Origin of the sequence: Stenotrophomonas sp. GbtcB23 (assembly GCF_019091045.1) — a bacterium.
Lineage (GTDB): Bacteria > Pseudomonadota > Gammaproteobacteria > Xanthomonadales > Xanthomonadaceae > Stenotrophomonas > Stenotrophomonas rhizophila_A.
In genome coordinates this window covers 70,562-76,596 of record NZ_JAGXKC010000019.1, presented here as the reverse complement: position 1 = coordinate 76,596, position 6,035 = coordinate 70,562, and the positions used below count along the sequence as shown (strand labels likewise).

The following is a 6,035-nucleotide window of genomic DNA, read 5'->3' as shown; positions in this document are numbered from 1 at the left end:
AGGTCCGTGTCCAGCTGCCACACCATCTCGGCGGACATGTCCGGCTGCCCTACGCCATCGGCCAGCGCGAGAATGACGTTGTCGGCGGCGTTCTCCGGCGTGCCATCGACCATCTGCGTCCACGCCAGCCGCAGCCGCGCGTAGGCGTTGTGTGGATTGATCGCCAGCGCCTGCTGCAGGCGCTGCAGGGCGATGTCATCCTGCTTCTGTGTACCGGACACCATGGCCGCCGATGCCCATACGTCGCTGCGCTGAGCCACCTCCAGCTGCGCCATGCGCGGATCGACCAGCAGGCGATCCAGGGTAATGGCCGCGCCCAGGCTGTCACCTGCGTCGGACTGCTGCAGGGCGGCGCCTACTTCGGCCAGGAACGCGGCGTTGGCGGGCGATGCCTCAACAGTGGAAGCATCCAGGGTAGCGCCACTGGCAGCGGTGGCCGCGCCTGCGGCCGGCACCCCGCACAGCGAGAGCAGCAGGACGAGGGCAGTGCCGGTATGGCAGGTCATGCGGTGCTTCCTTCCTTGGTCTGAGCCTCGATTGAAACCGGAACGCGGCATCCACACAAGTCGATGCGGACGCACGCAGGGTTTGCAGGCACGCGGCGAGCGGCTAAGGTCGTGTCCCGAACGAGCAGGCAAGGACAGCGATGACGCGCGCACGATGGGCAATGGTGGCGCTGGTAGGCGTGGCGGTGGCAGCGGCACTGGCGTGGACCTTCCTGCGCGAACCGGCCGCGCCGGCCCCGCCGCCGGGCCCGGTGGCCACGGTGCTGGGCTGGACCCCGCAGGTCAGCCTGCTGGCCGGTGACGGCGTGGGCGGGCTGCGCGATGGCGCGGCGGCGCAGGCGCGGTTCGCCGATCCCTATGGCCTCGCACTGGATGCGCACGGCGTGCTGTATGTGGCCGATGCGGGCGACAACAACCGCATCCGCCGGGTGTTTCCCGATGGGCGGGTGGACACGCTGGCCGGGCAGGGCGAGGGCTGGCGCGATGGCCCGGCGCTGCAGGCGCAGTTCAATACGCCGTCAGGCATTGCACTGGATGGTGCCGGCAATGTGTTCGTCGCCGATACCGGCAACCATGTGATCCGACGGATCGGCACCGATGGTGTGGTCAGCACGATTGCCGGTGATGGCACCGCCGGTTACGCCGATGGCCCGGCCGCACAGGCGCGCTTTGACGGGCCGATGGGCGTGGCGGTGGATGCCGGTGGCCGTGTGTTCGTGGCCGATACCTGGAACGACCGCATCCGCGTGATCGAGCCCGATGGCCAGGTGCGCACGCTGGCCGGCGGTGATGCGCCGGGCAACGTGGACGGGGCAGGTGTGGGCGCGCGGCTGGATACGCCCGTGGCGTTGGCGCTGGATTCGCACGGCAACCTGCTGGTCGCCGATCTGCTCAACGCCGCGATCCGCCGGCTGGCGCCGGACGGCACGCTGGATACGCTGCTGGCCCGCGGCAGCCTGCTCAACGGGCCGCTGGCGCTGGCGGTAACCCACGATGACGTGGTGTATGCGAGCGATTTCGACGGCAAGGTAGTGCAGTTGTCGGCACTGGGCCATGTGGTGGACCTCACCGGCGCGTCGGCGCAGCCACGCTTCTCGCGGCCGGGCGGGCTGGCGCTGGATGCCGATGGCGGGCTGTATGTGTCCGATGCGGCGTCATACCGCGTGCATCGCCTGCGTGCGCTGGCGGCCGGCGCCACGCCGGCGCCGTCATTGATCGGTCCGGCCGCCGATGCCGCGCTGCCGGACACCGGCGGGCGCTGGCCGCTGGCCCCGCAGCTCGGCTGGCATGAGGTGGTGGGCACGCTGGGTGAGGTGCGCGGCAACTTCAGTGGTGAGAGCCGCCACCACCTGCACGATGGCTTTGATATCCGTGGCGATGTCGGGCAGACGGTGCTGGCGATGGCCGATGCGAAGGTGAGCAGTCCCTTCCCGAGCTGGTCGGTGGGCGGGCAGGCCGAAGGGTTGTCGCTTGACCGGCTGCGCTACATCCACATGAAGGTGGGCCGCGATGCGCGTGACCGCGCGTTCGACGCGCGCTGGCCGCAGCTGCGCGACCTGGACGGCAAGCTGGAGCGGGTACGCGTTCGCCGGGGCACGCGCTTCAAGGCCGGTGAGCCGCTGGGCAGCATCAACCGCATGGCGCACGTGCACCTGAGCGTCGGCGCGGGTGGATTCCAGCGCAATGCGGTGGCGCTGGGCTTCGTGGGCTACGCCGACAGCTTCGCGCCGCGCATTACGGACGTCGCGGTGCTGGATGACCTGGACCAGCCGATCAAGGCCGGGGCGAACGGGCGCGTGCCGATTCCGCGCGTCGGGCCGGGCGTGCAGATCGTGGTGGAGGCGTGGGACCAGGTGGACAACAACCTGCCGCGGCGTCGGTTGGGGGCGTATCAGGTGGGGTACCAGATCCTGGACGCGGCTGGCACGCCGCTGGCGGGGTACGAGCAGCCGCGCTTCAACATCGTGTTCAACCGGATGCCGCGCGAGGACAGTGCCACGGTGGTGGCGTATGCGCCGGACAGCGGGATTACCGTGCACGGCAGTGCGGTGACGCGGTTCCGCTACCTGGTGACCAATACCGTGCGCGATGGCCTGGTGGAGACCGGGCGCTGGCAGCCGGAGGCATTGCCGGCGGGGGACTACATCATTCGTGGGAGCGCGCGGGATTACAGCGGGAACGAGGCGATCGGAGAGCGCGAGTTGAAGGTCACGGTGTTGCCGTGATTTCCAGGCAACCTCAGGCGCCGACCCGGCGGCGTTCTGCTTCGAAGTCGGCTACCGGGCGGACTTCGATGCTGCCATAGCGCGACCACGGGAACCCTTGGGCGATGCGCAGGGCTTCATCGTGGTCGCTGGCGTTGATGAGGTTGAAGCCGGCGAGCAGTTCGCGGGTTTCGGCGAATGGGCCGTCGGTGATGCGCGCCTGCGCCTGGCGCGTGCGCAGGGTGCGCGCCTGGGCGACCGGCTCCAGCTGCTGAGAGGCGACCAGCGTGCCTTCGGCCTTCAGCGTGTCAGCATGCTGGATGCAGCCGCGCATCATGGCGTCGTATTCCTCGGCGGGCACGTCCTGGATCAGGGATTCGTCGATATAGATCAGCAGCAGGAATTGCATGGCCGGCGCACCGCTGGGCAGGGGATGCCCATGATGCCCCAGCCTGCGCCGCGGTCCTGTTGCAGTGCAGCGCTGCCGGCCCGTTCAGGGCCGTGACCGTCAACCGCTGCCGGCATCGGAATATTTTTTGGCAGGCATGTCGATTTCCGTTCCACTGGGGCGTCGTATCTCATGAAGGGCCCGCCAACCGGGCCGACAACGAGGAAAGCCGATGAAAGTCATGGTGATCGTGAAGGCGACCGAGGCCACCGAGGCCGGGGTGCTGCCTACCGAAGCGCAGTTCCGGGACATGGGCGCCTTCAACGAGGAGCTGGTCAAGGCCGGGATCATGCTGGCCGGCGATGGCCTGCGCCCCAGCAGCCACGGCCGCCGGGTCGCCTACACAGGCACGGCACCGCAGGTGATCGACGGCCCGTTCGCCGAAACCCGCGAGCTGGTGGCCGGGTTCTGGCTGTGGCAGGTGCGTTCGGTGGACGAAGCCACCGAATGGCTCAAGCGCGCCCCGTTCCTGCCCGGCGACGTGGTGGAGATCCGCCCGTTCTATACCGAAGAAGATTTTGGCGAGGTTTTCACCCCGGAATTACGTGCGCAGGAACAGCGTCTGCGCGAGCAGATCGGCCAGGCCGACTGACCCACCCCCCGTGCTTTTCAGGAGATTCCCATGAAACTGATCCCGTTCCTTGGCTTCAGCGGCCAGACCCACGAAGCCATGGCGTTCTATGCCCAGGTGCTGGGCGGCAAGGTCACCTCGGAAATGAAGTACAGCGACATGCCGCCCAGCGACAACATGGACGGCTGTGGCGACAACCCTGGCCCGGCCGATCCGAACCTGATTGCGCACAGCCAGCTGGAAGTGGGCAGCGCGATCCTGATGGCGGCCGATGGCCCGCCTTCTTCGGGCCAAGGCACCACCACGATCAACATCGAAGTGGAAACCGAGGAGGAAGCAGAGCGCGTGTTCAAGGCGCTGTCCGAGGGCGGCAAGGTCACGTTCCCGATCGGCGAAACGTTCTGGGCCAAGCGCTGGGGCATGCTGGAAGACCGCTACGGCAAGCCGTGGATGGTCAATTGCATGAAACCCTACTGATTACGGGAAACCCACCATGTCCGACACGCCCCAGATGATCTTCGTGAACCTGCCCGTCCGCGACCTGGACAGGAGCAAGGCGTTCTTCACCGCGCTGGGTTTCACGCCCAACCTGACCTACACCGATGACAAGGCGGCCTCGTTCAACATCAGCGACAACATCATGCTGATGCTGCTGCTGGAGCCGTTCTTCGCCACCTTCATCAACCGGCCCATCGCCGATGCGCGCAAGCAGGCGCAGGTGATTCTTGCGTTGTCTTCGCCCAGCCGCCCGGCGGTTGATGAAACCCTGGAGAAGGTGCTCAAGGCCGGTGGTAGCGAACCGACGCCGCCGCGCGATTACGGCTTCATGTACCAGCGCAGCTTCGAGGACCTGGATGGCCACCTGTGGGAAGTGGCGCACATGGATGGCGAACCCGGCTGATGCCAGGTGCCGCGCCGCACCTTGTGCGGCGCGGTGACGGATGCTCTCATTCGCCGCATGGAAGCTGCGCTGACACAACGACTGGATACCCTCTGGCGCATGGAGTCGCCGGCGCTGATCGCACGCCTGGCGCGGATGCTGGGCGGCGATATCGGGCGTGCCGAAGAACTGGCCCAGGACACCTGGCTGGCCGCGCTGGAGCGCTGGCCCACCCAGGGCGTTCCGGATAATCCGGGAGCGTGGCTGATGACTACTGCACGCAATCGCGCGATCGACGTGCTGCGCCAGCACCAGCGCGTGGCCGGCCAGCATGCGCAATGGGGCACTGAACTCGAACCACAGCCCTTGCCGCTGCCCGACGATAGCGACGCCCTGCAGGACGACATCGGCGATGACCTGCTGCGGCTGATGTTCGTGGCCTGCCACCCGGTGCTGTCGGCCGATGCACGGGTGGCGCTGACCCTGCGCCTGCTGGGCGGGCTGACCACCGATGAGATCGCGCGCGCGTTCCTGCAGCCGGAGCCGACCATTGCCCAGCGCATCGTGCGCGCCAAACGCACGCTGGCCGACAAGCAGGTGCCGTTCGAAGTGCCGCGCCAGGCGGCATTGCCGGAGCGGCTGGGCTCGGTGCTGGCGGTGGTGTACCTGATTTTCAACGAAGGCTATGCGGCCAGCAGCGGCGATGACTGGATGCGCCCGGCGCTGTGCGAGGAGGCGCTGCGGCTGGGGCGGGTGCTGCAGCAGCGCCTGCCGACCTGGCCGCAGGTGCACGGCCTGCTGGCGCTGATGGAACTGCAGGCCTCACGCGCGGCCGCGCGCGTGGATGTGCACGGCAACCCGATCCTGCTGCCCGACCAGGACCGCAGCCGCTGGGACCACCTGCAGGTGGCGCGCGGGCAGGCGGCGCTGCAGCAGGCCGTGGCGCTGGGTGGGGCCGATGATGGCTACGTGCTGCAGGCGGCCATCGCCGACTGCCACGCGCGCGCGCACCACGCCGATGCGACCGACTGGGCGCGCATGGCCGCGCTGTATGCGCGGTTGGCGGAAGTGCAGCCCTCACCGGTGGTGGAACTCAACCGCGCGGTGGCGGTATCGCGCGCGGAAGGGGCGGCAGCGGCATGGCCGCTGGTGGAGCGGTTGGCCGGCGATCCACGGTTGCGGGACTACGCGCCGATGGCGGCGGTGCAGGGTGACCTTTTGTCGCAGATGGGCCGGCACGCAGAGGCGGCCGATGCCTTTGCGCGGGCGGCGCGGCTTACTCCCAACGCGCGCGAACGCGCGCTGCTGCAGGCGCGGGCGGCGCAGCTGCAGCCGGACTGACACAATTCTCCTCTTGCCCGAAACCTGAACAGGCACTATGGTGGCGCCTCACAAAAGTGACCGGGCGCCTTGCCGGGTCCGTTCG

The 6,035-nt window shown here is 68.4% G+C and carries 7 protein-coding genes; 5 read left to right on the top strand and 2 right to left on the bottom strand.

The features are described from left to right. Nucleotides 1–506 (bottom strand): hypothetical protein (locus KVS69_RS10040; protein WP_217537943.1); only part of this gene is annotated, 506 nt, incomplete at its 3' end. Between the two features lie 140 nt (nt 507–646). Between KVS69_RS10040 and KVS69_RS10035 the strand changes: the two genes are divergently transcribed. Then, the gene (locus KVS69_RS10035) at nt 647–2,731 is read left to right on the top strand and encodes an NHL repeat-containing protein (RefSeq protein WP_217537942.1); all 2,085 of its coding nucleotides are present in this window, start codon (nt 647–649) and stop codon (nt 2,729–2,731) included. 13 nt (nt 2,732–2,744) lie between these two features. Here KVS69_RS10035 and KVS69_RS10030 read toward each other — a convergent pair whose 3' ends face one another. Further along, nucleotides 2,745–3,119: a YciI family protein gene (locus KVS69_RS10030; protein ID WP_217537941.1), complete on the bottom strand. Its 375-nt coding sequence runs from the start codon at nt 3,117–3,119 to the stop codon at nt 2,745–2,747. A gap of 211 nt (nt 3,120–3,330) precedes the next feature. On the opposite strand from KVS69_RS10030, the gene KVS69_RS10025 reads away from it, so the two are divergent. From KVS69_RS10025 to KVS69_RS10010, 4 genes are read left to right on the top strand one after another with little or no spacing between them, the layout of a single operon-like run. Continuing rightward, the gene (locus KVS69_RS10025) at nt 3,331–3,750 is read left to right on the top strand and encodes a YciI family protein (RefSeq protein ID WP_095364561.1); all 420 of its coding nucleotides are present in this window, start codon (nt 3,331–3,333) and stop codon (nt 3,748–3,750) included. 30 nt (nt 3,751–3,780) lie between these two features. Then, on the top strand, nt 3,781–4,206 hold the full coding sequence (locus KVS69_RS10020; RefSeq protein ID WP_217537940.1) for a VOC family protein: 426 nt from the start codon (nt 3,781–3,783) through the stop codon (nt 4,204–4,206). Between the two features lie 16 nt (nt 4,207–4,222). Continuing rightward, on the top strand, nt 4,223–4,630 hold the full coding sequence (locus KVS69_RS10015) for a VOC family protein (RefSeq protein WP_217537939.1): 408 nt from the start codon (nt 4,223–4,225) through the stop codon (nt 4,628–4,630). A gap of 57 nt (nt 4,631–4,687) precedes the next feature. After that, nucleotides 4,688–5,950, top strand: coding sequence for a sigma-70 family RNA polymerase sigma factor (locus tag KVS69_RS10010; protein ID WP_217537938.1), 1,263 nt, complete (start codon nt 4,688–4,690; stop codon nt 5,948–5,950). Nucleotides 5,951–6,035: the final 85 nt, after the last annotated feature.